This is a genomic window from Streptomyces sp. NPDC058470, from assembly GCF_042721055.1.
Classification (GTDB): Bacteria; Actinomycetota; Actinomycetes; order Streptomycetales; family Streptomycetaceae; genus Streptomyces.
Window position 1 is genome coordinate 120,885 of record NZ_JBHXMF010000003.1, and the last position, 23,708, is coordinate 144,592.

Here is a 23,708-nt window from a genome sequence, read left to right on the forward strand (position 1 = left end):
GCAGTAATGATCGGTGAATACGGTCGCAGTCATCCTGGAACCCCCTGATCACGCACGCACGTTGTCACCCCGTCAGGCTCACCCCCCCCCGCCAACGAGGAGCGGCATGGACATCGGCGTATTCATCCCCATCGGCAACAACGGCTGGCTCATATCGAAGAGTTCGCCCCAATATCTGCCGAGTTTCGAGCTGAACAAAGCCATCGTGCAGAAGGCCGAGGAACACGGACTCGACTTCGCGCTGTCGATGATCAAGCTCAAGGGGTTCGGCGGCGAGACCGAGTTCTGGGACCACAACCTGGAGTCCTTCACGCTGATGGCGGGCCTGGCCGCGGTGACCGACCGGATCAAGCTGTACGCCTCCACGCCGATCCTCGTACTGCCGCCCGCGATCGTCGCGCGCATGGCCGTGACCGTCGACTCGATCGCCCCCGGCCGCTTCGGCATCAACATCGTCACCGGCTGGGCGCCCGGCGAGTACTCCCAGATGGGCCTGTGGCCCGGGGACGAGCACTTCGGCAACCGCTACGCCCGCGCGGTCGAATACGTCACCGTGATGAAGGAGTTGTGGAGCGAGGGCGTCAGCAACTTCAAGGGCGAGTTCTACGAGATGGACGACTGCGTGCTGTCCCCGCGTCCGGCGAACGGGCACATCGGCATCGTCGCCGCGGGCCAGAGCGGCACCGGCATGGAGTTCGCCGCCGAGCACGCCGACTACAGCTTCATCCTGGGCAGCGGCGTCAACACCCCGCTCGCGCTGTCGGACAGCACGGCCACCCTCGTGGACGCGGCGAAGAAGACCGGCCGTGACGTCGGCGCTCTCTCGCTCTTCATGGTCATCGCCGACGAGACCGACGAGGCCGCCCAGGCGAAGTGGCGGGACTACCACGACAACGCGGACCTCGCGGCGCTGGCGTACATGGCGGGGGAGTCGGCCACGGACACGACCGCCGACGACTCCTCGACCGCCCGGACCATCTCGCTTCCCGAAGGCGCGGTGAACTTCAACATGGGCACACTGGTCGGCTCGTACGAGACCGTCGCGAAGCTGCTCGACGAGGTCGCCGAGGTCGAGGGCACCAAAGGGGTCATGCTCGTCTTCGACGACTTCCTCGAAGGCCTCGAGAACTTCGGTACACGCGTCCAGCCGCTGATGAAGTCGCGCTCGCTTGCCCGGTAGGCCGGGCGTGTGGTCCTGATGTCCGAGGAGGAGCGCGCCGTCCGCGGCCCGTGGCGGGTGTTCGCCGCCACGGCGGTGGGCGTGGTCGCCGTGTTCCTCAACATGAGCGGTCTCACCGTCGCACTGCCCACGATCGCCCGGGAGTTGGGGGCGGGCCCCGGGCAGGCCGACTGGATCCTGCTCGGCTACATGCTGGTGACCACCGCGCTGATCCTCGTCTTCGGCCGGATCGCCGACATCGTCGGCCGCCGCAGGCTGTATCTGGCCGGGCTCCTCGTCTTCACCGCGGCGACCGGGCTCGCGGCGGTGTCCCCGTCGGCGGAGTTCCTGATCGCGGCACGGGTCGTGCAGGCGGTCGGCGCCGCTGCCGTGATCACCAACAACACCGCCCTGCTGACCGACGTCTTTCCCGCGCGGACCCTGGGCAGGGCACTCGGCTGGAACGTGACGGTGGCCTCGGTGGCCCAGGTCGCCGGGCCGGTCGTCGGCGGTGCCGCGACCGAACTGCTGGGCTGGCGAGGGCTGTTCGTCGTCTGCGTGCCGATCGGACTGATCGCGATCGTCGCGTCGGCGCTGGTCGTTCCGCCGAGCGATGCCATTGGTGCCCGGCGGTCCTGCCGGGTCCGTGAACCGTTCGACCTGTCGGGTGCGCTGCTGTCCATGGCGATGCTGACCGCTCTGGTCCTTGCACTGACCCCGAGCGCCACGGCCACCGTCGCCGGATGGATGCCGTGGGTCTGCGGCGGTGCGGCAGTCGCGCTGTTCGCGGTGTTCGTCGTCGTCCAGAAGCGGCGCTCGCACCCCCTGGTCGACGTGGCGTTGCTGCGTACCCGCGCGATCTCCCTGGTGTTCGCCGCGGTGCTCGCCCATGCGGTCAGCACGTACGCCGTCGTGCTGCTGGCGTCGCTGCACGAGCAGGCGGCCGGCGGAGTCACTGCCCTGAAGGCGGGGGTGCTCGTGACACCGGTCGCGGTCGGCACGCTGATCACCTCGGCGGTCGCCGGACCGCTGCTCGGCCGCTTCACGCCACGAGCGCTGGCGACCGCCGGCCTGACGACGACGGCCTGCGGGCTGCTGGGCTTCTCACTGACCTTGTCGACGACGGCTGTGCCGTTCCGGTCGGTGGCACCGTTCCTCTTCCTCATCGGGGCCGGCACCGGGCTGTTCATGACGCCCAGTACCAGTGCGCTGATGCTCAGCGTCCCGGCGGACCGGCGCGGGATGGCCAACGGCCTGCGCTCGACCACGCAGAACGTGGGCTATCTGCTCAGTACGGCGCTCGCGCTCGCGTTCACCACGACCGGACTGAGCGAACCGGCCAGGCAGGCCGCGTACGAGGGGACGCTGAACGTGCTCGCGTCGGGCGAGCTGAGCCAGTTCGTCGCCAACATCCGTGTTACCGGGCTCGTCCTCACCGGCATCGCCGTGACGGGGGCGGTGATCTGCCTGGCGTTTCCCACGTCGCTGTGGACGCCTCGTAGCGCCGATGCCGCCGGTGCAGCCGATCTCACCGCGAACGCCGACCCGCACCCCGCCACCACACGAAGGGCGATGCCATGACCGGTTCCCAGCAGGAGGACTACGAACGCGCCGGGTTCGGCGGCCGGCTCACCCCCGGCACCTCCCCGGCTCTGCTCCTGGTGGACCCGGCCCGCGCCTACGTCGACCCGGACTGTCCGCTCTACGCCGGAGTCGAACCGGCGGTCGAGGCGATGAGGGTCCTGCTGGCCGACGCACGCCGGGCCGGGATTCCGGTGGTCATCACCCGGATGCGGCTGCGGCCGGACGGCAGTGACGGCGGCCTCTTCTTCCGCAAGGTCCCCACACTGCGGGTGTTCGCCGAGGGCAGCCCGTACGGCGACTTCATCGACGGACTGGCCCCGAGAGCGACCGAACTGACGGTGACGAAGCAGTACCCGAGCGCCTTCTTCGGCACCGCACTGGCCGCCTACTTGACGTCGAGCGGCATCGACACTCTCCTGATCGGTGGCCTGTCGACGAGCGGCTGCGTCCGCGCCACCGCGCTCGACGCCATGCAGCACGGATTCATCCCGGTCGTGGTCGAGGAGGCCGTGGGCGACCGGGATCCGGACGTCCACGCGGCGAACCTCTTCGACATCAGGCACAAGATCGGCGAGGTCTGGCCGATGGCGCGCGTTCCGGAATACCTCGCGGGGCGGGGGCCGCAGACGCCGTAGGCCGACGGCGCCGCGGGCTCGCGCACCTCTCCGTACGACGCCGAGGGGCTGTCGCGGTTCGGGACCCGGGCGATGCGCTCGTGGAGGGCCCGTTGGTCAAGGACATCCCGCTGCGGGACAAGCCCCGCGCCGGTGCCCATGGCCGGGACGACATCCGCCGCATGAAGGTCGCCACCGTGCCAGGGCTGCCGTTCCGTCACGTCGGGCAACCCTGCGGATCGTCCGCCGCCGCCGGATCGCGACCACCAGCAAGGTCGCCCTCGAAGGCGTCTACGCGGTCACCGGCCTGACTGCCCACCAAGCCGACGACTCCGAGATCAGCGTCCGAGGGAACCGGGCAGCCGTAACGCCACTGTCTGCCGGGCCGCGCGGAACCGGGTCCGTCCGGCGATCTACGCCGGGACAAGGACGGTGAGCCACTCCGCTTCACGTGGCCGGTACCCGTAGCGATCCCACAGCCCAGAAACGATCGCCGGGACGTGGCCGGCTCCGTAGACGACGGCCACCCGGATCGGCTCGTCGCCGCGCTCCGCGTGGATCTCGCCGAGCGCCAGATCGTCGTCGACCGCACCATGCGCTCGGTCTCGCACCCGGACGTCTACGCCGCCGGTGACTGCGCCTACGCGATCGGCGAGAACGGCCGACCGCTGCCGATGTCCTGCGCATCGGCCGGCTTCACCAACATGCAGGCGACCGCCGCGATCATCGCGCGCCTGACGGGCAGCGAGGTCCCGGCCACCGGGCTGAAGTACTACGGCAACCACATCAGCCTCGGGCGGCGGGACGCGATCTTCCAGATGGTGGACGGGGATGTCCGGTCGAAGTCCTGGTACCTGGGCGGCCGGACCGCCGCACTGCTCAAGTCGGGCGTGCTCAAGGGGGCCGGGTGGAGCATCGCCCACCCGACCTTCGGAATGCCGAAGCGCAAGCGCCGCCTGGCCACCGCGCCCGACCCGGCCGGAGTGAGGGCCGCCGCATAGGCTGCTCCGCATGGACAGCGCAGGAATCGATCGGTTCGAGGCCGGCCGGGGGCGGCTGGCCTCAATCGCGTACCGTCTGCTCGGCTCGGCCGCCGACGCGGAGGACGCCGTGCAGGACACGTTCCTGCGCTGGCAGGCCGCAGACCGCGAACGGGTCGAGGTGCCGGAAGCGTGGCTGACCAAGGTCGTCACCCGTGTCTGCCTCGACCGGCTCCGCTCGGCGCAGGCGCGCCACGAGCGAGCGGCCGGTGCCTGGTTGCCCGAGCCGCTCCTCGAGGGCGACCCGATGCTCGGCCCGGCCGACACCTTCGAGCAGCGCGAATCGGTGTCCTTGGCCGTACTGACCCTCTTGGAGCGCCTCTCGCCGGTCGAGCGGGCCGTCTACGTCCTGCGCGAGGCCTTCACGTACAGCCACGCCGAGATCGCCGGGATCCTCGATATCACCGAGTCCGCCAGCCAGCAACATGTCCACCGGGCCCGGATCCGGGTCGCCTCCAAGCGCCGCCGCGGCGGCGAGGCCGACCCCGCGTCCGCGCGCCGGGTCGTCGCGGAGTTCCTCGCCGCCGCGATGTCGGGGCGCACCGAACGGCTGGTGGCGCTGCTCACCGACGACGTCACGGCGATCTCGGACGGCGCCGGACTGGCCAGGCGGCTGCGGTACGAGACGCGCGAGCAGGTCGCCTCCTATGTGCGGGCCGGCTTCAGGCCCACGCCGGCCAAGCGGCGGCTCGCCGGCGGCTCGCCCGAGATCCATATCGCGCTGGTCAACGGCTCCCCGGCGGTCCTCGCCGTGGTCGACGACCGGGTCGTGGGCGCCGTGGCGTTCGAAGTCAGCGACGGCAAGGTCGCGTCCCTGCTCGGCATCGCCGCCGCGGACCGGCTCACGCGCCTCAACGAGGCCTGGCAGCAGCATGAACCCGCCGCGCCGGTCATCAACGCCTGGTGACCAGAGCCACCGGAATCCAGCGACCTGAGCCGGAGCGAGGACGGCACCGCGGCGTCACACATTCCCTCAACCGACGGTAGGCAGAAGGCAGAAGGCAGAAGGCAGAAGGCAGAAGACCGACCCGGACCTCTCCCACTGGGAGTGAGCTGACGAGGTGGTGGCTGCCCGCAAGGTGGCAGTTGGGGTCACGTCCTCCGAAAGTGACGCATGCATGACCGCTCCTGCGCCATGGCCGCGCCGTAATTTGGTGGCGTAGGGCCCGTGCACCTTCTACGGTTGGTGGTGTTCGAACGGCTACCCCCGAGGTGCCGTGGGTGACTTTGGTTTGTCCGGGAGGTGTGACCGATGGCTGTCGTTGAGATGGGCGCTGCCCGCATCCGGAAGTTCATCAAGTCCACCTCTGTGGCCGCCGGCTGACCTCTTCCTCCTTTCTTCGCGCCCGAGCGCGCGTGCCGGGGCCGCCCTTGTGAAGGGTCTCCCTTGTCTTCCTTTTCTCTCCCTCTCCACCCTCTGACGCCCTACGGCTGGGACGACGCGTGGGCGGACGAGTTCGCTCCGTACGATGCCCAGGGGCTGTTGGCCGGGCGGGTGATCCGGGTCGACCGCGGGCAGTGTGACGTGGTCACCGCCGACGGGGTCATGCGCGCGGACACCTCGTTCGTGACGCCGAACGATCCGCTGCGCGTGGTGTGCACCGGCGACTGGGTCGCCGTCGAACCCACCGGCAACCCGCGTTACGTACGGACGTATCTGCCACGCCGTACGGCCTTCGTACGCTCCACCTCCTCCAAGCGCTCCGAGGGGCAGATCCTCGCGGCCAACGTCGACTACGCGGTCGTGGCGGTGTCCCTGGCCGTTGAACTCGACCTCGGTCGCGTCGAACGCTTCCTGGCCCTGGCCTGGGAGTCCGGCGCGCAACCGGTGGTCGTCCTCACCAAGGCCGACCTCGTGCCGGACCCGGCGACGCTCGGGCACCTCGTGGAGGACACCGGCACGACGGCGCCGGGCGTGCCGGTGCTGCCGGTGAGCGCAAACACCGGGGAGGGCCTCGACGTACTGGAGGCCGTGCTCTCCGGCGGTACGACCGTGCTCCTCGGACAGTCCGGCGCGGGCAAGTCGACCCTCGCCAACGCCCTGCTCGGCGAGGACGTCATGGAGGTACAGGCCACGCGTGATGTCGACGGCAAGGGCCGTCACACCACGACGACCCGCAACCTCCTCGCCCTCCCCGGCGGCGGCGTCCTCATCGATACACCCGGCCTGCGCGGCGTGGGCCTCTGGGACGCTGAGACCGGCGTCGGCCAGGTCTTCGCCGAGATCGAACAACTCGCCACCCACTGCCGCTTCCACGACTGCGCCCACACAGCCGAACCCGGCTGCGCCGTCCTCGCCGCGGTCGACTCCGGCACTCTCCCCGAACGCCGTCTCGACAGCTACCGCAAACTCCTCCGCGAGAACCAGCGCATCGTCGCAAAGACGGACGCCAGGCTCCGGGCGGAGATCCGCAAGGACTGGAAGCGAAAGGGCGCGGAGGGCCGCGCGGCGATGGAGGCGAAGAGGGGCCGCCGGTAGACGCGCACCGACCGACGCCGGAGTTCTTTCAGCCCGCCGGGCATTCGAGAACGAGCGCGTGCCGTCCCGGTCCCCGCCCACCCGTGGGGGCGGCAGTCTTCAGCTCCGGCCGGGGGAGGTCTTTCAGCCGGTCCGGCGTCTGAGGACCAGGTGGTGCCGTCCCGGTCCCCGCCCACCCGTGGGGCCGGCACTCGTCAGCCCCGGCCGATGGGGCGGCGCTTTCAGCCCGTCCGGCGTTTGAGGACGAAGCCGTTCAGGCCGATGTGGGGGTCTGGGGGCGGCAGCCCCCCAGGGGCAAGTGACGGGTAGGGGCGGAGGGGGCGAAAAAACCCTCCGCCCCACCCCCGCCTCAGTCCTCCAGCCCCCAACTATGAATCCGCCGCGGATGCAAACGGATCAGCTCCTCACTGAAGTGCGGTCCCAAGTCGTGCGGCCCGGTGAGGAGTTCGGCCTCTCCTCGGATGTCGAGGCCTCTGACCTTCCACGGTTGGAGGCTGACGATGTCGTCGACGACGAGGGCGGCCTTCGGGTTCTTCTGCAGGTTGCGCCACTTCTTGGTGGACCCCATCGAGTAGCCGCCGATCAGGATCGTCCCGTCGTCCTGCGGGAAGTAGCCGACGGGGTTCGCCTGCGGCTGCCCGTGGGCGTCGACGGTGGCCAGCCGCCCCAGCCGCTGCGACTTGAGGTACTCGCGCTCGGCCTCGCTGAATTCGGTCATGGCAGCAGCCAAACACTCCGGCGTGCGGCAGCGCATCGGATCCTGGGCGTAGGGCCGTGGTCGTAGGACGGGTGTACGGACGTGCGCCCAATGGCGTGCAATGGGGCCGGAGTGCGTTGGCGGGACCGACCGTTCGGGAACCCTTGGGCGCATGACCCGCGCGATCAAGGTCCGGCATGTCCTCACGGTCCTGGTGACGACCCTCGTTCTCGCCCCACCGTCCGCGCGAGCCGACGCGGGGCCGGCCCCCGGCCCGTTCGCCCTCGCCCCCACCCCCACGTGGACCGGAACCTGGGAGGGCGCCCCCTCCGGCACCGTCCCCGCGCTGCCCGGCGCCACGGTGCGCAACGTCGTGCACACCAGCGTCGGTGGCAGCGCGGCCCGTATCCGGATCTCCAACCGGCTCGGCACACAGCCGCTCCAACTCGGCGCGGTCACCGTCGCCTTGCAAGAACCGGGCGCGCCAGGAAGCCCGAAGGCCGTCGCGGGTTCGATGCGCACCGCCACCTTCGGGGGCGCCGGGAAAGTGACGATCCCGGCGGGCACGGACCTGGTGACCGACCCCGTGTACATCCCGATCCCCGCCGACGCCAACCTCCTGGTCTCGGTGCACACCCCCGCCGACTCGGGCCCGGCGACCTACCACCGCTCCGCCATCCAGGCCAACTTCGTGGCACCCGAAGGCAATTCGACCACCGAGGAGAGCGGCACCGCGTACACGGTCGACATCGGCAACTGGTACTACGTGACCGGCGTCGACGTACTCGGCACCTCCGCCACCGGCAGCGTGGTCGCGCTCGGCGACTCCATCACCGACGGAACCGGATCCGGGTTCAGCGCCAACCACCGCTGGCCCGACCGGCTCGCCGACCGTCTGAAGGCCCTTCCGGCGAACCGCCGGCTCGGCGTCCTCAACGCGGGGATCTCCGGAAACCGCCTCCTGCTCGAAGGCAACGGGCCCAGCGCGCTGGCCCGCTTCGACGCCGACGCCCTCTCCCGTACCGGCGTACGCGTGGTGATCGTGATGGAGGGCATCAACGACATCAAGGGCTCCCCGGAGCAGAAGGACCCCGCCATCGAGGACGCGTACCGGCGCCTGGTGAGCCGCGCGCACGCCCGAGGAATCCGTGTCATCGGGGCGACCCTCACGCCGTACGGCGGGCACAGCGCCCACACGCCGGCCCGCGAGGCCGTGCGCCAGAAGGTCAACACCGTGATCCGCACCCGCGGTCTCTTCGACGCGGTCGTCGACTTCGACGCCGTGGTCCGCGACCCGGCCCTGCCGAGCCGCATCCTCCCCGCGTACGACCCCGGCGACCACCTCCACTTCAACGACGCGGGCATGAAGGCGATGGCCGACTCGATCGACCTGGCCACGCTGACAGCCTGGACTCCTTGATCAGAAGAGCCGGGACGAAAGCCGTAGGGCTCAGCCCCAGACCACCGCCCCCAGCCACGCCCCCATGATCAGCAAGCACGTGAACAGCTCCGTCAGCACACTCCACCCGCCGGCCCGCATTCCCGTCCGCACCGACGCCATTGCCCGCCCGTGTCCGCCCAGACGCAGCCGCTCGCAGAGATAGATCCCGCAGAGGAAGCCGGGTATCGCGCCCGCCACCGGCACCAGAAAGAAACCGAGCAGCGCCCCGGCCCCGGCGTATACCGCCATTCGAGGGGTTGCCCCGCTCTGCCGCAGCCTTCGGGGCGGCAGCATCCACCGGACCGCCTGGGACAGCAGCAGGACCCCGGTCGCGCCCACGAGCACGACCCAGGCGAGCGCCCGGGTGTCGTCCAGTGCCCACCACAGGACCGCGGCCCATACGAGCCACGACCCCGGTACGCCGGGCACCAGTACTCCCGCCAGGCCGAGCAGTATCACCACGCCGACCAGCAGGAGTTCCCACGCTCCCATCTGCACAGCCTGCCTGAGCCGACGGGAAACCGCAGGTCAGTCCCGTGCCACCCAGCGCTTCTCGTAGGCGTGCCAGCCCAGCTGGAGCCGGGTCGTCACGCCCGTCAGCTCCATCAGCCGCTTCACCCGGCGCTGCACGGTCCGCAGTCCCAGATCGAGCTGCTTGGCGACGCTCGCGTCGGTCAGCCCGGCCAGCAACAGGGACAGGATTTCCAGATCGGTCCCGTCCGGGCCGTCCGCCTCCTGCTCCGCGACGCCCGCACCGCCGAGCCGCAGTGGCAGCGCGTCGCGCCACACCGACTCGAACAGCTCGGAGAGCAGCCCAAGCAGTCCACTCTCGTGGACGACCAGCGCGGCGGGCTCTGCGGTACGCGAGGTGAGCGGCACCATCGCGAGCGTCCGGTCGGCGATCACCAGCTTGCTCGGCACCCTGTCCACCACCCGCACCCGCTCGTCCCGGCCGAGCGCCGCGGACAGCTCGGTGATCCCGTCGGGCAGGCCGAGGACCGCCCGCTCGACGACCACGCGGTAGCGGACCCCCCGGCCCGCGGCCTGCTCCTCCGCGTCGTTCTCCCTTCCGGAGACGACGACCGGGTTGCCGGTGACCAGCGCGCACACCTCCTCGGCCGCGCCGAGCTGGAGCTGCAGGAAGCGCTGCGAAACCGCCGCGGCGCCGATCACCACCTCGACCAGGTCGTACACGGCGGGTTCGGCGACCTGCCCGCGGTACTCCTCGGCGAGCAGCGCGGCCGCCAGCTCCGCCTTCTCCAGCTCGTGCCGCTGCTGGGTGAGCAGCGCGCCAAGGGCCACACCGGGCGGGGCGGCGACCCAGCGGCCCGGGCGCGCCGAGGACTGCGCGGCGAGTCCGTGCCGTTCAAGGCGGCGCAGGGCGCGCTCCGTGTCGTACTCGCCGAGCGTGAGCCGCCGCGCGAGATCGGGCAGGTCGGCGGCGCCCACGGACACCAGCGCCCGGTACGCCGTCTCGTGCGTCTCGTCCAGGCCTATCGCTCCCAGCATGCGGCGACGTCCCTCCCCAGGAATCGTTTCAGCAGGTCGGTGGCGTCGATGGCGGAAAACAGCCATGGCGCAAACCCGCCTCCGCACATCATCGCCGCACCCCCTGCCTCTCTGACAAGCTCACGCCACCGCAGTGACAAGCGCCGCCCGTAATACCCTGTTCGGGGGCGTCATGGGTGGGTCGAGCACGGCCGTGAATCACAGCGGAGCTTCAGGAAAGCAAGTCACACTGGGTCGAACGGACCAACAGTGCGACAATTCAGTCAACCAGACCGTGACCCGGGCCTACGGCGTGCGCGTGCGCCGGCCCTGGTCACTCCGGCGCCGCCGGGCGGTTCTCCCGTGGGGGGTGGGACCGCCCGGCGGTATCTTTCCGGGCTCGCGCGTGCCGGTTTCCCTCGTATCGCCGTTCGACGGTTCATCCGACACGCCGTTCGATGGCCAGTCCCTTGGCCGGTTTTTCCGGATGCCCCGTTTTCATCCGGCTCCCGCGGTGGACAATTAGGGGCATGAGCCAGCAGGGGGAGAAGCCCACCGGTCATGAGGACGACTGGTGGGGGCAGTTGTACGACGACTCCACCGAGGACACGGGGCCAGCGGCCGTGGCCGATTCCCTCGACGACCGGTTCGCGTCGGCCGCGGGGACGGTGGGTCTTGAGCCCGCGGCCGCTCCGCGACCGGGGCGGACGCCCGAGCTCGACGTCCCGCCTCAGCCGGAGCGGCCCCCCGCCGTGCCCGAGCAGCGCCCCGGCCGCTGGGACCGCGGCGACGCCCCCCAACCGAGCCCCGGCCTCAGACGGAGCCCCGATCCCGGTTCCTGGCAGGCTCCGCCCGCCGGTCCGCCCCCGGGTCCGGCTGCCGCTCCGCCCACCGAGCCGGCCGTCGACCCGTCCGTTCCCGCCATCTTCCCGCCGGGGCCGACCCCGCCGGGATTCCACCCGCAGGAGCCCCCGAGCCGCACGTCCACGGAGTCACCCGCGGCGGACGTACTCGACTCGAACGCTCCCGTATCGGAAGCCCCCGTATCCGAAGCTCCTGTGTCCCAAGCCCCGGTCTCGGAAGCCCCGACCCCGAGCGCTCCGGGCCCGAACGCCCCCGCGCCCGAGGACGCCCCGCCGCTCCCCGCCCTCCGGGATGCCGTCATGGACACGCTCCGGGACCGCGAACCCACCCTCTCCGTCCTCCAGCAGCCCCCCGCCGTCGACTACGTCGGCTCGGGCCCGCCCACCTACGACGCCGAGCCCACCTCCCTCCCGCCCGCCGACCCCGACGAACTCGACGACCTGGTCGCCGACACGGTGCTGGACGGGGCGCGGTACGGAACCAGCACGCTGCGGGCCGTCTCCGTACGCGGGGACTCCGCGCGCTACCGGGGCGAGCCACGCCGGGACTCGCTGCTCACCGCCCGGTTCGGTACGGGGGAGCAGGCGCTCGTGCTGGTCGCGATGGCGACCGGGGCCCGCGCCACGCCCGGCGCGCACCTGGCGGCGGCCGAGGCCTGCCGGTGGATCGGGCGGGCCGTCGGGCGCAGTCACGCACGGCTGGCCGAGGACATCAGGGCCGCCCGCCGCGGCGACCTGAAGTCGGGGCTGCACCGGCTCACCGACCGCAGCCTCGGCAAACTGCGGGCCAGCGCGGCCGAGCAAGGCATCGAACCCGAGGAGTACACCGCGAGCCTGCGGTGCCTGCTGCTGCCCGCCGACCCCGAATGCCGTACGCGCGTCTTCTTCGGCATCGGGGCGGGCGGCCTGTTCCGGTTGCGGGACGGCGAGTGGCAGGACATCGAGCCGCGGGTCGCCGACACCACCGGCGAGGCCGTGGTCGGCTTCGGGTCGCTGCCCCACGAGACCCCGGAGGGCGACCGGCTCACCATGGACCTGGGGATCACGACACCTCCGAGCCCGTACGAGGCGATCGCCGAGCCGCCCCGCGCTCCGTTCCGCTTCCGTGCCTCCGTCGCCCGCCCGGGTGACACGCTCCTGCTGTGCACCGGCGGCCTCGCGGAGCCCCTGCGGGGCGAACCGGAGCTCGCGGAGCATCTGACGGCGCGATGGTCGGCGGCGGAACCGCCGGGTCTGGCCGCGTTCCTCGCGGACACCCAGGTGCGGGTCAAGGGATACGCCGATGATCGAACAGCCGCGGCCGTTTGGGAGGCGTAACGGTTGGGCTTGTGGATTCATGGAACCCAGAGGGATCTCCGGATACCGAAGGGCACGTGAAGTCATGGCCAAGCAGAACGTCGCCGAACAGTTCGTCGACATCCTCGTCCGCGCGGGAGTGAAGCGGCTGTACGGGGTCGTCGGCGACAGCCTCAACCCGGTCGTGGACGCGATCCGGCGCAACTCCGCCATCGACTGGATCCACGTCCGGCACGAGGAGACCGCCGCCTTCGCCGCGGGCGCCGAGGCCCAGGTCACCGGCAGGCTCGCCGCCTGCGCCGGCTCCTGCGGCCCCGGAAACCTGCACCTGATCAACGGTCTGTACGACGCCCACCGCTCGATGGCCCCGGTGCTGGCCCTCGCCTCCCACATCCCCTCCAGCGAGATCGGCCTCGGGTACTTCCAGGAGACCCACCCCGAGCGGCTGTTCAACGAGTGCAGCCACTACAACGAGATGATCTCCAACCCGAAGCAGATGCCGAGGCTGCTCCAGACCGCCATTCAGCACGCGGTGGGCCAGTCCGGCGTCAGCGTCGTCTCGCTCCCCGGCGACATCGCCTCCGAGCCCGCCCCCGACAAGACCCTGGAGACAGCCCTCGTCACCTCCCGGCCCAGCGTCCGCCCGGGCGACGCCGAGATCGACAAGCTCGTCGCGATGATCGACGAGGCGGACAAGGTCACCCTCTTCTGCGGCAGCGGCACCGCGGGCGCGCACGCCGAGGTCATGGAATTCGCGGAGAAGATCAAGTCCCCGGTCGGGCACGCGCTGCGGGGCAAGGAGTGGATCCAGTACGACAACCCGTACGACGTCGGCATGAGCGGTCTGCTTGGCTACGGCGCCGCCTACGAAGCGACGCACGAGTGCGATCTCCTCATCCTGCTCGGCACCGACTTCCCGTACAACGCCTTCCTCCCCGACGACGTCAAGATCGCCCAGGTCGACGTCCGTCCCGAGCGCCTGGGCCGCCGCTCCAAGCTGGAACTGGCCGTGTGGGGCGATGTGTTGGAGACCCTGCGCTGTCTCATCCCGCGGGTGAAGCCCAAGGAGAACCGGCGCTTCCTCGACAAGATGCTGAAGAAGCACGCCGACGCGCTCGAAGGAGTCGTCAAGGCGTACACGAGGAAGGTGGAGAAGCACGTTCCGATCCACCCCGAGTACGTCGCCTCGCTGGTCGACGAACTCGCCGCCGAGGACGCGGTGTTCACCGTCGACACGGGGATGTGCAATGTTTGGGCGGCCCGCTACATCACGCCCAACGGCCGCCGCCGGGTGATCGGTTCGTTCTCGCACGGCTCGATGGCGAACGCGCTGCCGATGGCCATCGGCGCCCAGTTCACCGACCGGAAGCGGCAGGTCGTGTCGATGTCCGGGGACGGCGGGTTCTCCATGCTGATGGGTGACTTCCTCACCCTCGTCCAGTACGACCTGCCGGTGAAGATCGTCCTTTTCAACAACTCCTCCCTGGGCATGGTCGAGTTGGAGATGCTGGTCGCCGGGATGCCCTCGTTCGGAACCACGAACAAGAACCCCGACTTCGCCGCCGTGGCCCGCGCCTGCGGTGCCTACGGTGTGCGCGTGGAGAAGCCCAAGGAACTCGCCGGCGCGCTCAAGGACGCCTTCAGGCACAAGGGCCCCGCCCTTGTCGACGTCGTCACCGACCCCAACGCCCTGTCCATCCCGCCGAAGATCAGCGCGGAGATGGTGACGGGCTTCGCGCTGTCGGCGTCGAAGGTCGTGCTGGACGGGGGAGTGGGACGAATGGTACAGATGGCCCGCGCCAACCTTCGGAACATGCCTCGCCCATAGGGGCGTCGGCTCCCCCCGTATCGGCCCAACGCTCTCGGCCCGAGTCGCCGGACGGACTGTATACGTTCGGATCGGCAGCGTCGCATGGGTAGTTGGGCCGATCGGTCCTGGTCGGGGTGTCCCGACGGAGGTGGGTCCGTAGGCGTGCGGGACCCGTCGGCCGGGTGCCGTCCCGAACGGCAGGCGCAACCGCCTCCACCAGAGTCTCCTTCCACCAGGGCCGTCCCCCCATGCGCTCCCGTACGAACGGTTGTTGACCATTCGACATGACTGTCGCGTTCCTGACGGGGCATGGATCCCGTGAACGTGTTCGAGTGGGAGGGAAACCGACATCGGCGCGCAGGCGGGGGTCATGAAGAGGCAGGGGCGAGGAGGTGGTCCGGTGGCTATCGGGGTCTCCTCCGGGGAAGCGGTGGAGGAAGCGGCCGACAGCGCGATGGGCCGGCCGGGCGGAGCACAGCTCAGGCGGAGGCTGGGCAGGGCGGACCTGCGGGCGGTGCCCGAGGTCCGTAAGGCGCTGCGGGAACTGTTACGGCACTGGGGGAGGCCGGGAAGGTCGGACGTGGCCGAGCTGCTGACCAGCGAGCTCGTCACCAACGCACTCATCCACACCGACCACGACGCGGTCCTGACGGCCACCGTCGGGCCCCGTGGACTCCGGGTGGAAGTAAGGGACTTCGTAGGACGCAGACCCACGCTGCGGGTACCGAACGCCGACGACGGTACGCACGGCAGGGGTCTCATCCTCGTCCAGTCCCTCGCGGACGCGTGGGGGGTGCGGGCGCACGGCGTGGGCAAGGCGGTGTGGTTCGAACTGGACGGCGGCGCGGTGTAGAGCTACCGCGCCGCCGTCCCAGTGTTCGCGACCCTGGCCGAAGGGCCGTTACATCTGGTCGTTCCTAGCCGAACTGCTGCTCAAGATCCTTGAGCTTGCGCTCCAGGGAGTCGAGACGCGGCAGGGCCATCGTGTCGTCCTCCGCGGTGAGATCGACGGTGAACGGTTCGGCGCTGCTCTTGCGGACGGGCTGAAGCGAGGGCCGCGAGCGGACGGGCAGCTGCTCCGGGGCCGATATGGCAGGCTCCGCGGAGGCCTGGGCGGAGGTCCGCTCCACGGTCGCCGTCTCAAGCTCCCGTCCGCCACCGCCACCACCGGGGCCGGGGCCGGGCAACGCCTTGTGACCACGGCTGAGCGCCTTGAGGTGCGCCCGCTCGACACGCTCCTCGTTGCGGCGGCGCAGTCGGGTCTGCTCCTTCTGGCGCTTGTCCTCGCGCACCTCGTCCACGGCCTCGTCAAGGGTGCGCACGTTCTCCAGGAGCATCAACGACCAGGCGCTGTACGTCTCGCGGGGCGCGCGCAGCCAGCGGACCATCCGGATCTGCGGCAGCGGACGCGGGACCAGGCCCTGTTCACGCAGCGCGGCACGGCGGGTCTGCTTCAGCGCGCGGTCGAACAGCACGGCGGCGGACAGCGACATTCCGGCGAAGAACTGCGGGGCGCCCGCGTTGTCGATGCCACGAGGGGCGTGCACCCAGTTGAACCAGGCGGCGGCGCCGGCGAAGGTCCACACGAGTATCCGGGAGCCGAGCGCCGCGTCGCCGTGACTGGCCTCGCGCACCGCGAGCACGGAGCAGAACATGGCCGCGCCGTCGAGACCGAACGGGACCAGGTACTCCCAGCCGCCAGAGAGGTTCAGGTTCTCCTTGCCGAAGCCGACAAGACCGTGGAAGGAGAGCGCGGCCGCGACCGCGGCACAGCAGAAGAGCAGCACGTAGGAGGCCGTTCCGTATATGGCCTCCTTGCGCCTGCGGCGCTCCTCGCTGCGCTCCCAGGTGTCTTCCGTGCTCGCCGCTTTCACCCCGGACCGCTTGCCGCGCGCGAGCACCGCCACCGCCGCCAGCAGGCCCAGGAGCAGAACGGCGCCCGGAAGCAGCCAGTTCAGCGATATGTCGGTCAGTCTCATCTGGGGTCCCTTGCATTGGGATAGGGCGTAACGCCCGTCATAGTGGCCCAATCCCATCGGCCCTCAGGGGTTTTCGGGGCAAGAGGCCGCCAACGGAGTGCAAGGGGATGCGCAGGGCGACATTCTGCTCGAACTACCGCGCGAGGGACGGGAGTTGAGTGCGATTAACACTACTCGTACGGGTGGTTCAACGGAAAGCGCCTGCGACATGTGAGGAAACTGTGAAACGCCCGTAATCCGCGGGATGCGCCCATGGGGAGTACCGCGAGAGTTGATCTTAAGGCATGTGTGAGGGTGGCTTGTTCTCGATGGTGCCTCAACTTGCCGCGGCAGCCGTCCACTTGGTGACGCGGTCCTGGTCGCAGGTGCGCGGGCAGGTGGCGCAGGTGTCCTCGGGGCGCAGCGTGTAGAAGAGGCAGCAGCTCACCCGGTCGCGAGTGGGCAGCGACTCCCCGTTCGGCCCGGTCAGTTCACGGAACGCGGGGGAACCGGCATAGGGCCCGGTGGATCCCGGCAGCAGCAGCTCCAGCTCGTTCATCGCGCGCCGCTCCTCGCCGAGGAGGCCGGCGACGTACCACAGGCCCTCGACGATCTCGTCGGTCGCCATGCCCCACAGGGCGCGGCGCGCCGCCGCATGCGCGGTCCGAAGCCGCCGAGTACCGGCTCCAGGTGCTCGGCCACCGCGGCCCGCACCTCGGCCCGCAGGGTCTCCTCGTCCGCTACGACGTGGGCGCCGGGCAGGCCTGCCGCGGGGTCGTCGGGCAGGCAGGCGAATTCACCGGTCCGCACCGCCATCCGGCCGAGGGTCCGCTGGAATGTGACGTGCTCCACAGGGAAGCGGGGCACGCGGCGCTTCAGGAACCACGGCAGGGTGATCAGCAGACAGGCCGGCCAGGCGTAACGGTGGAGCCCGAAGCCGGCGATCACGTCGGGGCGCCCCCGCTGCCCGTAGTCCTCGATCACCTGCGCCTCGTCCCACGCCAGGAACGCGTCGAGGTCGGCGCCGCCCTCCGCGAGCCCTGCTGCCGTGACCCAGCCGGTGTCCTGGGGAGCCGCTTCTCCGGGCCCGAGCTCCGTGACGCTCAGGTCGGGGAAGACCCCGGTCAGCCGGGCGTAGGTGTCCGCGACGACCGAACGGGCCGGACGGGCGCCGGCCAGGGCCGAGGTGCCTGCGGTCGGGGCGGGAACGCGCATGCGAAGACCACCATTTCACGATCGCTGACAGGTAAGCCTTACCTTACCCGGTGTCGTCGAGGTTTGAACTGACGGCGACTGGGCCTATGGTGCTTGACGGACGAGTAACAACCACCGCATTGGCCCCCAAGTGCCGACAAGCCCGGAGGAGGTTCCCGTGGAGCAGGCCGGCCCACGCAGCGCGTACGGCTCCACCGGAGTGGGAATCCCGGACCTGCGTACCGGGACCGTTCGAGTGCCCGCACAGCCGCAGGCCGCGGACGTGGACCGGGAGCGGGGTGTCGCCACGCCTGGGGCGGCCGCCGCCCTGGGAGCGCCCGGGCAGGCAGCCACCTCCGGAGCCGAGGCCCCCGCTGTCGGTGCCGCCGAGGTCCGTGGCGAGCACACGCACAGCGAGGCGCCCGTCCCGCGCCCCCGTGCCGAGAGCGCGCGTCCCGTCGTACAGCGCGCCTCCGTACGCGGGCAGATCCTCGACGCCCTGCGCGCCGCGCTCGTCGCGGGCGAACTCACGCCCGGGGCGGTCTACTCGGCGCCCGTGCTCGGTGAACGCTTCGGGGTGTCCGCGACACCCGTACGCGAGGCGATGCAGCAGCTCGCACTCGAAGGTGCCGTCGAGGTCGTGCCCAACCGCGGGTTCCGGGTCGTCGAACGCGGCACCCGCGAACTGGCCGAACTCGCCGAGATCCGCGCCCTGATCGAGGTCCCGGTGATGCTGCGGCTGGCCCGCACGGTGCCCGCCGCGCGCTGGGCCGAGCTGCGCCCGCTCTCCGACGCGACGGTCCGGGCCGCGTCCCTGGGCTGCCGCGCGACCTACGCCGAGTCCGACCGCGTCTTCCACCGCGCGATCCTCGCCCTCGCCGGCAACAGCCAGCTGGTGCGGACAGCCGACGACCTGCACCGCCGCGCCCAGTGGCCCCTGGTCGGCGGCCCCGCCACCCGCGGCCGCGCCGACCTCGTCGCCGACGCCGCCGAACACACCGCACTCCTGGAAGCGCTCGTCGCCCAGGACCTGCCGGTCGTGCAGTCGCTCCTGCGGGAGCACTTCGCGGGCGCGTGATCTCCGCGCACGTCGTCGCCGTATGTCCCCTTCGAGGGGGCCGTGTCACGGACGGGTGGGTTCTGTGCAACAAGTCCCGTACAGGGGCAACCCGGTGGCCGGACGGTGGCGTGCTCCCCCGCACAGGCACGACCACTCCTACGCTCGGGGGCGACCGACGATGTATCCCGATCCCGGCCCGCAGCGGTCCGACGATTTGCGCCGATTCCGCCAGATGAACGAACAGGGCCGCCGCGGTGGCGCGAGCTCCGGCCTCGGCGGTCTGCTGAAGCTGGCCCTCCTCGTGGGCGCCGTCGTCCTCCTCGTCCAGAACCCCGAACTGCGCACCGAGGCCTGGACGTTCGTCCAGAACCTGTGGACGGACGTCCAGGACAGTTAGTGGCAGCCAGGCCCTGTCGTCACATTCCCGTCTGCCTCACATTCCCGTCTGCCTCGCGACGCCATGCACGCCCTCTCGCCGCACCGGGCGCGGACCCAAGTACGTCCAGTACGAGGGTCCACGCCCGGCACGCCGAGAGCACGCACCTGACGCCGCGCGGCCACCATCCGGACGACGGGAATATGACAACAGGACCTAAGCAGTTGCCGCAGGCGGGTCCAACTGCTGGGCCAGCCAGGTCGGTACGCCGCCCAGGAGCCGGAACAGCCGTCCCGCCTCGGCCCGTAGCCGGGACGCCTCCGGCTCGGTCTCGGCGTCCGCCAGCGAGGCGAGGGCGGGGACCGTACCGACGAGGAAGCCCAACTCCTCGCGGATCCGCAGGGATTCGGCGAAGCCGTGCCGGGCCTCCGCCAACTCGCCCTCCTGTAGCGCGAGTCCGGCGAGGTGGCGCCAGGTGAAGGAGAGCAGCAGCGAGTCGCCCTGCGCCGTGGCGCCCGCGTGGGCGCGCCGGTAGGCGGCGCGGGCGGACTCCGGGGAGTGCGCGAGGTTCTGGGCGACCAGCCCGCGCCGGAAGTCCAGCAGTGCCCGTCCCCGTGCCCCGGGCGTGATCAGCGCGGCGGCGCGGCTCAGCGCGGCCCGCGCCTCGTCCGCCCGGTCCCGTACGCCGAGCAGTGTGGCCGCGTACGCGAGCTGCCCGCGCTCACACGCCGCCGCGCCCCGCTCGTCGTCGCTGCGTGCCACCGCCTCCGCCGTCCGCAGCGCGTCCTCCGCCGCGGCCCAGCCCTGCTCGGTGTACAGACACCCCTCGACGAGAAGCGAAGCTCTCTGCAGCGCCGCTCCCGCGGTGCCCGGATCGAGCAGCGCCGCCGCGTCGGCCCAGCAGGCGCGCGAGCGCAGCCGCCATACCGCGGTCTGGAGTGGATCGTCACCTGCGGTCGTTCCGGAACCAGACATGGCGGAATGCGCCACGTTGCCCTCCCCGAGCACACCATTGAGCTGTTGAGTGGTGGCATCTCAGCACGGATCACCGGGCCCGGCCAAGGGGGTGGGTGAAGGATTTCACAAAGTCATGGCTGTCACTCGGCGCATCCGAGGAGTCAGAAATCAGCTCATTCGCAGTGCCAGGAAGAAGTCCAGCTTGTCCTCCAGGCGTGAAAGGTCACGGCTCGTCAACTGCTCGATACGCCCCACGCGATAGCGCAGCGTGTTGACGTGCAGGTGGAGACGGGTGGCGCAGCGCGTCCAGGAGCCGTCGCAGTCGAGGAACGCCTCCAGGGTGGGAATCAGCTCGGCGCGATGGCGGCGGTCGTAGTCCCGCAGCGGATCGAGCAGCCGGGCCGTGAACGCCCGGCGTACGTCGTCCGGCACGAAGGGCAGCAGCAGCACGTGCGAGGCAAGCTCCTGGTGCCCGGCCGCGCACACCCGCCCAGGACGCGCCGCGGCGACCCGACGCGCGTGCCGGGCCTCCTCCAGCGCGCCGCGCAGCCCCTCCGCCGAGTGCACGGCGGCGCTGACGCCGAGCGTGAGCCGCCCGTCGTCGTTCAGTCCGGCGGTCAGCGGGTCCCGTACGGCCTCAAGAAGTGTCTCGGCGAGCAGTCCGGGCTCCGAACCGCCGTGCTCCGAGGACACCGCGGGGAGCGCGAGCAGGGCGACGGCCTCCTCGCCGGTGTGGGCGACGGCGATGCGATCGGAGTGCTCGGTGCCCGAGGACAGCGGGTTGACGAGGATCTCCTCAAGGAGCGACTGGGCGACCAGGCAGCCCTCGATGTCCCCGCCGTCCCACTCGACGCGGGCCACGACCACCTGCCAGTGCGGGGCCGCGCCGAGCCCGGGGAGCAGCACCGGAGCGGCGACCCGCAGCCGCGCCGCGATCTCGGCGGGCGCGGCACCCGTCTGCACCAGCTCCAGGACCTCCTGCGCGAGCCGCCGGCGCACCGCGCGGGCCGAGTCCCGCCGCTCCCGCTCGACCGAGATCAGCTGGGTGACGCCCTGGAGCAGATCGAGCCGCTCCTCGGGCCAGTCCCCGGCGTCCGCCTCGACCGCGAGCAGCCAGTCGGAGAGCACCGTCTCGCGCACATCCCGGGACGCGCCCGTGGAGCGGCCCGAGGAGGGGACGGGGAAGAGCGAGTACGTCGTTGTGCCGACCGTGACCCGGTGCGGCCCCCGGCGCCCGGTGCGTGCCGCCGCCAGATGGCCGGCGGCCAGCTTGGCGCAGACGTCCGGCGGCAGCGCGGCCCCCGCGAGCTTCGAGCCCGCGATGGGTCGGCCGGTGGGGGAGAGCACCCACGCCCGCAGATCCAGGTCGGAGCCGAGCAGGTCCAGGACGACATCGGGCCCGCCGCCCGCGGGGCCGGAGGTCATCATCCGCCGGTGCCGGTCCACCACGGCCGCCAGATCCCCGGCCCGCTCGCCCGAGACCTGCCGTACGACGTGCTCGGTGATCGTCGCGAAGGCCACCGACTCGTTCACCCCGAACAGCGGCAGCCGGTGCCGTGCGCAGGCCTGGATCAGATCGTCCGGGACGTCGCCGAGCTCCGCCTCACCCGCGGCGAGGGCCGCGACCCCGGCGCCCGCGAGGATGCGGGCGAAGGGCTCGGAGTCGGCGGCGTCGTGCCGCCAGGCGAGACCGGTGAGGACCAGCTCGCCGCCCGAGAGATAGCGACTGGGGTCCTTGAGGTCCGTGGTCATCACACCGCGTACGGTGCGGTCCAGCTCGTCCTCGCCGCCGAGCAGCCGCAGGCCCAGCGCGTCGGTGTCCAGCAGTGCGCGCAGCCGCATTCTCGTCGCCGCCGATCTTTGTCTCGAAATCTACGATGGATCTGTATGGCGCCGGGGTGAGGACCCCGCGGGATGGCGCCGGGGTGAGGACCCCGCGGGAGGATCCACCACCCGCTTGAGCCTGTGTCCTGGGCTTTCGAGAGCTGTGCTCACTGTTTCCAGGGAAAAACAGAGACGTTACTGACGACCTCCGTTCATACGAATCTACAAGATGCACACCCTGGCCAGCCAACTCCTTCATGGTTTCCGTGACTGACCCTCATGGAGGACGGCGCTGTGTACTGGCCTCACTCCGCGTAAACAACTCATGAACGAGCCGGGCCCGCCGCACCCGATCTGGCTTGATCAGAACCACCGCGACCACCACGATACGAATGAAGAGAGCCACTCATGGACTTCCTTCGCCCCGCCAGCTGGGAGGAGGCGCTCGCCGCCAAGGCTGAGCACCCCACCGCTGTGCCGATTGCGGGTGGCACCGATGTGATGGTCGAGATCAACTTCGACCACCGCAGGCCCGAGTACCTCCTCGATCTGAACCGCATCGGCGAGCTGAGCGACTGGGAGGTCGGCGAGGAGAGCGTGCGCCTGGGCGCCTCCGTGCCCTACACCAAGATCATGGAGCAGCTGCGCGGCGAGCTGCCCGGCCTGGCCCTCGCCTCCCACACGGTGGCCTCCCCGCAGATCCGCAACCGCGGCGGTGTCGGCGGCAACCTCGGCACCGCCTCCCCGGCCGGCGACGCGCACCCCGCCCTCCTCGCGGCGGGCGCCGAGGTCGAGGCCGAGTCCGTCCGCGGCACCCGCCTGATCCCGATCGACGCCTTCTACACCGGCGTGAAGCGCAACGCGCTCGCTCCGGACGAGCTCATCAGGGCCGTACACATCAAGAAGGCCGACGGACCGCAGCAGTACTCCAAGGTCGGCACCCGCAACGCCATGGTCATCGCGGTCTGTGCCTTCGGCCTGGCCCTGCACCCGTCCTCGCGCACGGTCCGCACCGGCATCGGTTCCGCCGCGCCCACACCCGTCCGCGCCAAGGCCGCCGAGGAGTTCCTGAACGCGGCGCTCGAAGAGGGCGGCTTCTGGGACAACGGCAGGATCATCACCCCGTCGGTCGCCAAGCAGTTCGCGGACCTCTGCTCCGCCGCCTGCAACCCGATCGACGACGTCCGTGGCACGGCGAGCTACCGCCGCCACGCGGTCGCCATCATGGCCCGCCGCACGCTCACCTGGACCTGGGAGTCGTACCGCGGCAGCGCCGCTCGCACGGAGGGAGTCGCGTAATGCGCGTCAATTTCACGGTCAACGGCCGTCAGCAGGAAGCCGACGACGTCTGGGAGGGCGAGTCCCTTCTGTACGTGCTGCGCGAGCGGATGGGTCTGCCGGGTTCCAAGAACGCCTGCGAGCAGGGCGAGTGCGGCTCCTGCACGGTCCGCCTCGACGGGGTGCCGGTGTGTTCCTGTCTCGTCGCCGCCGGGCAGGTCGAAGGGCGCGAGGTCGTCACGGTGGAGGGGCTCGCGGAGTACGCCAAGCAGCGGGCCGAGCACGGCGGTTGCGGTACCTCCCTGGACCAGGCCAAGCGGTGGGAGTCGAAACCGCAGGACTCCCACACCGGTGAAGGCGGTGAACTCGCCCCCATCCAGCAGGCGTTCATCGACGCAGGCGCCGTCCAGTGCGGCTTCTGCACCCCCGGTCTGCTGGTCGCGGCCGACGAGATGCTGGAGCACAACCCGACCCCCACCGACGCGGACATCCGCGAGGCGCTCTCGGGCAACCTGTGCCGCTGCACCGGCTACGAGAAGATCATGGACGCGGTCCGCCTGGCGGCCGCCCGGCAGTCCGAGGCGGTCTGA

The 23,708-nt window shown here is 70.9% G+C and carries 19 protein-coding genes and 2 pseudogenes; 14 read left to right on the forward strand and 7 right to left on the reverse strand.

The window, feature by feature from the left end; all coding sequences use genetic code 11:
* Positions 1 to 106: 106 nt before the first annotated feature.
* The 6 genes and pseudogenes from rutA to rsgA all read left to right on the forward strand — a co-directional run bounded on the left by rutA (position 107) and on the right by rsgA (position 6,876).
* Positions 107 to 1,180 (forward strand): pyrimidine utilization protein A, encoded by a 1,074-nt coding sequence (rutA, locus tag ACFWP7_RS03125; protein ID WP_384375110.1) that lies wholly within the window; start codon positions 107 to 109, stop codon positions 1,178 to 1,180.
* An 18-nt stretch (positions 1,181 to 1,198) separates the two neighbouring features.
* Positions 1,199 to 2,740, forward strand: a complete 1,542-nt coding sequence (locus ACFWP7_RS03130) for an MFS transporter (protein WP_384375423.1) — start codon at positions 1,199 to 1,201, stop codon at positions 2,738 to 2,740.
* Positions 2,737 to 3,378 carry an isochorismatase family protein gene (locus ACFWP7_RS03135; protein WP_384375113.1) on the forward strand — a complete coding sequence of 214 codons (642 nt, stop codon included), beginning with the start codon at positions 2,737 to 2,739 and terminating at the stop codon, positions 3,376 to 3,378. Before ACFWP7_RS03130 ends, ACFWP7_RS03135 begins: the two co-directional genes overlap by 4 nt.
* 542 nt (positions 3,379 to 3,920) lie before the next feature.
* A pseudogene (locus ACFWP7_RS03140) lies at positions 3,921 to 4,358 on the forward strand (oxidoreductase); the annotation flags it as partial.
* Positions 4,359 to 4,368: 10 nt separating this feature from the next.
* Entirely contained in the window at positions 4,369 to 5,304 is a 936-nt protein-coding gene (locus ACFWP7_RS03145) for a sigma-70 family RNA polymerase sigma factor (protein ID WP_384375116.1), read from the forward strand.
* Between the two features lie 480 nt (positions 5,305 to 5,784).
* Complete coding sequence (gene rsgA, locus ACFWP7_RS03150) at positions 5,785 to 6,876, forward strand: ribosome small subunit-dependent GTPase A (RefSeq protein WP_384375119.1); 1,092 nt, start codon at positions 5,785 to 5,787, stop codon at positions 6,874 to 6,876.
* Positions 6,877 to 7,225: 349 nt separating this feature from the next.
* On the opposite strand, the gene ACFWP7_RS03155 is transcribed toward rsgA, so the two are convergent.
* Entirely contained in the window at positions 7,226 to 7,594 is a 369-nt protein-coding gene (locus ACFWP7_RS03155) for a PPOX class F420-dependent oxidoreductase (RefSeq protein ID WP_384375122.1), read from the reverse strand.
* A gap of 151 nt (positions 7,595 to 7,745) precedes the next feature.
* On the opposite strand from ACFWP7_RS03155, the gene ACFWP7_RS03160 reads away from it, so the two are divergent.
* Positions 7,746 to 8,993 carry an SGNH/GDSL hydrolase family protein gene (locus ACFWP7_RS03160; RefSeq protein ID WP_384375125.1) on the forward strand — a complete coding sequence of 416 codons (1,248 nt, stop codon included), beginning with the start codon at positions 7,746 to 7,748 and terminating at the stop codon, positions 8,991 to 8,993.
* A 30-nt stretch (positions 8,994 to 9,023) separates the two neighbouring features.
* Here ACFWP7_RS03160 and ACFWP7_RS03165 read toward each other — a convergent pair whose 3' ends face one another.
* Together ACFWP7_RS03165 and ACFWP7_RS03170 are read right to left on the reverse strand one after the other, a co-directional pair.
* Positions 9,024 to 9,506, reverse strand: a complete 483-nt coding sequence (locus ACFWP7_RS03165; RefSeq protein ID WP_384375128.1) for a DUF456 domain-containing protein — start codon at positions 9,504 to 9,506, stop codon at positions 9,024 to 9,026.
* Positions 9,507 to 9,542: 36 nt separating this feature from the next.
* Positions 9,543 to 10,523 (reverse strand): winged helix-turn-helix transcriptional regulator, encoded by a 981-nt coding sequence (locus tag ACFWP7_RS03170; protein WP_384375131.1) that lies wholly within the window; start codon positions 10,521 to 10,523, stop codon positions 9,543 to 9,545.
* A 509-nt stretch (positions 10,524 to 11,032) separates the two neighbouring features.
* Here ACFWP7_RS03170 and ACFWP7_RS03175 point away from each other — a divergent pair.
* From ACFWP7_RS03175 to ACFWP7_RS03185, 3 genes are all read left to right on the forward strand, one after another.
* Entirely contained in the window at positions 11,033 to 12,682 is a 1,650-nt protein-coding gene (locus tag ACFWP7_RS03175; protein ID WP_384375134.1) for a protein phosphatase 2C domain-containing protein, read from the forward strand.
* A 64-nt stretch (positions 12,683 to 12,746) separates the two neighbouring features.
* Entirely contained in the window at positions 12,747 to 14,489 is a 1,743-nt protein-coding gene (locus ACFWP7_RS03180; RefSeq protein ID WP_384375137.1) for a pyruvate dehydrogenase, read from the forward strand.
* A 412-nt stretch (positions 14,490 to 14,901) separates the two neighbouring features.
* Positions 14,902 to 15,324, forward strand: coding sequence for an ATP-binding protein (locus ACFWP7_RS03185; protein WP_384375426.1), 423 nt, complete (start codon positions 14,902 to 14,904; stop codon positions 15,322 to 15,324).
* A 64-nt stretch (positions 15,325 to 15,388) separates the two neighbouring features.
* Here ACFWP7_RS03185 and ACFWP7_RS03190 read toward each other — a convergent pair whose 3' ends face one another.
* Entirely contained in the window at positions 15,389 to 16,450 is a 1,062-nt protein-coding gene (locus ACFWP7_RS03190; RefSeq protein WP_384375140.1) for a DUF2637 domain-containing protein, read from the reverse strand.
* 316 nt (positions 16,451 to 16,766) lie between these two features.
* Positions 16,767 to 17,644: pseudogene (locus tag ACFWP7_RS03195) on the reverse strand ((2Fe-2S)-binding protein).
* Positions 17,645 to 17,801: 157 nt separating this feature from the next.
* Between ACFWP7_RS03195 and ACFWP7_RS03200 the strand changes: the two are divergent.
* Together ACFWP7_RS03200 and ACFWP7_RS03205 are read left to right on the forward strand one after the other, a co-directional pair.
* Positions 17,802 to 18,701: a GntR family transcriptional regulator gene (locus ACFWP7_RS03200; RefSeq protein WP_384375143.1), complete on the forward strand. Its 900-nt coding sequence runs from the start codon at positions 17,802 to 17,804 to the stop codon at positions 18,699 to 18,701.
* Positions 18,702 to 18,915: 214 nt separating this feature from the next.
* Positions 18,916 to 19,080, forward strand: a complete 165-nt coding sequence (locus ACFWP7_RS03205) for a hypothetical protein (RefSeq protein WP_384375146.1) — start codon at positions 18,916 to 18,918, stop codon at positions 19,078 to 19,080.
* 195 nt (positions 19,081 to 19,275) lie between these two features.
* Here the strand turns inward: ACFWP7_RS03205 and ACFWP7_RS03210 are convergent, their stop codons facing one another.
* Positions 19,276 to 20,049, reverse strand: a complete 774-nt coding sequence (locus ACFWP7_RS03210; RefSeq protein WP_384375149.1) for a hypothetical protein — start codon at positions 20,047 to 20,049, stop codon at positions 19,276 to 19,278.
* Between the two features lie 135 nt (positions 20,050 to 20,184).
* Positions 20,185 to 21,858 (reverse strand): PucR family transcriptional regulator, encoded by a 1,674-nt coding sequence (locus ACFWP7_RS03215; RefSeq protein WP_384375152.1) that lies wholly within the window; start codon positions 21,856 to 21,858, stop codon positions 20,185 to 20,187.
* Positions 21,859 to 22,248: 390 nt separating this feature from the next.
* Here ACFWP7_RS03215 and ACFWP7_RS03220 point away from each other — a divergent pair, with 390 nt between their 5' ends.
* Complete coding sequence (locus tag ACFWP7_RS03220; protein ID WP_384375154.1) at positions 22,249 to 23,139, forward strand: FAD binding domain-containing protein; 891 nt, start codon at positions 22,249 to 22,251, stop codon at positions 23,137 to 23,139.
* Positions 23,139 to 23,708 carry a (2Fe-2S)-binding protein gene (locus tag ACFWP7_RS03225; RefSeq protein WP_384375157.1) on the forward strand — a complete coding sequence of 190 codons (570 nt, stop codon included), beginning with the start codon at positions 23,139 to 23,141 and terminating at the stop codon, positions 23,706 to 23,708. The genes ACFWP7_RS03220 and ACFWP7_RS03225 overlap by 1 nt, the downstream gene beginning before the upstream one ends.

What these genes read in the sequence shown, in the direction of transcription:
- ACFWP7_RS03145 (WP_384375116.1), top strand. Translation starts at nt 4,369, where the DNA reads ATGGACAGCGCAGGAATCGATCGGTTCGAGGCCGGCCGGGGGCGGCTG.
- ACFWP7_RS03175 (WP_384375134.1), top strand. Translation starts at nt 11,033, where the DNA reads ATGAGCCAGCAGGGGGAGAAGCCCACCGGTCATGAGGACGACTGGTGG.
- ACFWP7_RS03160 (WP_384375125.1), top strand. Translation starts at nt 7,746, where the DNA reads ATGACCCGCGCGATCAAGGTCCGGCATGTCCTCACGGTCCTGGTGACG.
- ACFWP7_RS03205 (WP_384375146.1), top strand. Translation starts at nt 18,916, where the DNA reads ATGAACGAACAGGGCCGCCGCGGTGGCGCGAGCTCCGGCCTCGGCGGT.
- ACFWP7_RS03215 (WP_384375152.1), bottom strand. Translation starts at nt 21,858, where the DNA reads ATGCGGCTGCGCGCACTGCTGGACACCGACGCGCTGGGCCTGCGGCTG.
- ACFWP7_RS03190 (WP_384375140.1), bottom strand. Translation starts at nt 16,450, where the DNA reads ATGAGACTGACCGACATATCGCTGAACTGGCTGCTTCCGGGCGCCGTT.
- ACFWP7_RS03155 (WP_384375122.1), bottom strand. Translation starts at nt 7,594, where the DNA reads ATGACCGAATTCAGCGAGGCCGAGCGCGAGTACCTCAAGTCGCAGCGG.
- ACFWP7_RS03225 (WP_384375157.1), top strand. Translation starts at nt 23,139, where the DNA reads ATGCGCGTCAATTTCACGGTCAACGGCCGTCAGCAGGAAGCCGACGAC.
- ACFWP7_RS03180 (WP_384375137.1), top strand. Translation starts at nt 12,747, where the DNA reads ATGGCCAAGCAGAACGTCGCCGAACAGTTCGTCGACATCCTCGTCCGC.
- ACFWP7_RS03135 (WP_384375113.1), top strand. Translation starts at nt 2,737, where the DNA reads ATGACCGGTTCCCAGCAGGAGGACTACGAACGCGCCGGGTTCGGCGGC.
- ACFWP7_RS03165 (WP_384375128.1), bottom strand. Translation starts at nt 9,506, where the DNA reads ATGGGAGCGTGGGAACTCCTGCTGGTCGGCGTGGTGATACTGCTCGGC.
- rutA (WP_384375110.1), top strand. Translation starts at nt 107, where the DNA reads ATGGACATCGGCGTATTCATCCCCATCGGCAACAACGGCTGGCTCATA.
- ACFWP7_RS03220 (WP_384375154.1), top strand. Translation starts at nt 22,249, where the DNA reads ATGGACTTCCTTCGCCCCGCCAGCTGGGAGGAGGCGCTCGCCGCCAAG.
- ACFWP7_RS03130 (WP_384375423.1), top strand. Translation starts at nt 1,199, where the DNA reads ATGTCCGAGGAGGAGCGCGCCGTCCGCGGCCCGTGGCGGGTGTTCGCC.
- ACFWP7_RS03170 (WP_384375131.1), bottom strand. Translation starts at nt 10,523, where the DNA reads ATGCTGGGAGCGATAGGCCTGGACGAGACGCACGAGACGGCGTACCGG.